The sequence below is a fragment of the Stenotrophomonas sp. P5_B8 genome, assembly GCF_054049855.1.
Genome location: NZ_JBFULO010000515.1, coordinates 1 through 2,351 on the forward strand (window position 1 = coordinate 1; position 2,351 = coordinate 2,351).

Consider the following 2,351-nt stretch of genomic DNA (forward strand, 5'->3'; position numbering starts at 1 on the left):
GTGAGAGACCGGACCGGTCACCATAGATGGTGGTCAGTCTTTACCTAGGAGCACCACGAGGGTCTAGAAGGCGGCGGCCGCCTAAGTCAGAGCACCTGTGAGCATCCCAATCGAATCGAATAAACCGGATCGTGGATTAGAACCAACCACCCGCAATCCTTCCAATTTGCCAAGACAATTGATTCTTTTTTTTCTTTAATATCAGCCGCTTGCGAACACAAAGCGCGCGCCTTACTGTAGGCCTACCTGACCCAAGCCCTACGCCTCCCATGGCTGCTATTTCGGCGCTCCGCCAAGACCTTCTCACACGCTACGGCGCTCTTCTCACCTCGGAAGAAGTCGCGCGCGTGCTCAGGTTTAAGAGCAAAGATGCGCTGATGAAGGCGCGCAGAAGGGATGCGCTACCAATAGCGCTATTCAGCATTCCGGGTCGAAAGGGTCTCTTCGCCACCTCGGCTGACGTTGCGTCATGGGTGGAGAGTCTTGGCGCCAGTCATCCCGCAGCAGAGGAGACAGCGACCGAGGAGACCAAGCAATGACATAGCCACTGAAAAATCATTGGCTAAAAAAGGAAATGCCCCGGCGGCAACCGAGGCATCTCTGGGAACAGCACTTCTATCGAAGCTGGTCCAACTTTAGCCCCCAACGCATCAGGCCGCAAGTCTCGTCTCCCACGGGCCAGCTTCACCGTGCCTGATCCCAAGAACCCTTACAGCTAGTTGCTGTGGGCCGGGGTGCTATGAAGTTCACTGAAGAAGACCGGAAGGCTTATGCAGCTACTCATCAGCTGACATTTGCCGCAGCGGACTATGTCGAGAGGGCGAGCATCGGAGTGAGCCGAAACATCGGTACCGCCCCGAATCGGCCATCTATGCTCGTGGAGTTCCCGTCGTTCAAGATGGGCTGCACGATAAATCTCGAGAGTCGGCATGAACACTGTTACGCCGTAGAGCTAGAGCGCGACCGAGACGTCCTAGCCTATTACGAGCAGCCTCCAACGGTGGAGTGCGTGCGTGATACCCGGAAGGGGAAACGCCCGTACCCCTACACGCCTGACTTCATTGTGCTGGGGAAGACAGGACTATTCGTCGCACAGGTCAAGGACACCTCCGAGCTCGAAGATTTGGTGGAGACGCGCCTTTCCTGGACGAAATGTGACAACAACTATGTTGACCTGGCAGCTCGAGACCTCTTCGCGTCGATCGGCATCCGCCATGTAGTCATCCCGTCCAGCAGCCTTTGCAAGCAAGTCACCCAGAATCTTCTCACGCTCCGTCAGGTCGAGTTGGCCGCCGCAGATCCGGCGGTAGAGCGGGCTGCCCTGTCGCATGTTTTTCAGAGAAGAGTCGTGACGATGTCCGAGGTGATGCAGAAGATCCACACTCAAGATTGCACATCACTGTTACATCTTGTTGCGTCTGGAAGAATCTTTGCTGATCTTTCCAATCACTCGCTAAGCAGTCCCTCCACTTGTCTGCTCGCAGCGTCACCAGAGCTTCTGACAACTGAGCTAGTCGAGGAGATCGAGCGCTCAAGGCACATAGTTCCTTCTAGCGAAGGCACGGTGAGCAGAGACCTCATACCCAGCAGCTCGCACCTGTTGAGGGGACTCGCAAACCTGAACTTCCTTCAAGGCGCGATCCGCACAAGAAGTGAGAAGGAGCACGCAAGACGGCTCCGACTCCGCCGTGCAGATGGAGAATCACAGGGGAAATCTGCAATCGCGGCGTTGACACCCCGTTACGCATCAAGCGGAAATAGGACGCTCAAGCGGCCAGCGTCGGTCCTGCAATATGCTCGCGAGGAACTCAAGCGTTGCCTTGAAGGTAATAGTAACCCTGGTCCACTTTCGGTGTACCGCAGCTACCAGGTTCATGCGGAACTTCACCATCCGGGTCACCGTCCCGTCGGAAAGACAACGGCTCGGAAGATCATTGCCGAGCTTGAACAGGAAACGGCTGCATCCAGAGGTGGCAAGCGCCTACTGAATTCAAAGTCATCGCCGTCCCCGGTAGAAGTGCGAGCGCTAAAGGCGATGCGTCCCTTCGAACTCGCTCAATGTGACCACTATCTAGCAGACATCGAAGTGGTGGTCGGGAGAGCCAACGGCAAGACCTACACCGCGCGTCCGTGGATCACGGTCCTCATCGACTGCTACACCCAATGTGTCCTTGCATTCGGGATGTCACTACGCGCGCCCAATAAAGGCACCAGCTCACAAGTGCTGCGCGACTGTGCACGCAGGCACGATCGGCTTCCCGAAATAATCATCAGCGACAACGGATCAGACTTCACATCTGTTCATTACCCGACAATGGCGGCGCAACTGAACATGTCCATCATGTTTCGCC

Annotated in this window: 1 protein-coding gene; it reads left to right on the top strand. The window is 56.0% G+C overall.

Annotated features, from left to right (window positions below; genetic code table 11):
• Positions 1-1,009: 1,009 nt before the first annotated feature.
• Positions 1,010-2,351: hypothetical protein (locus ACXJKH_RS18780; protein WP_457321636.1), on the top strand; the 1,342-nt coding region annotated here is incomplete at its 3' end.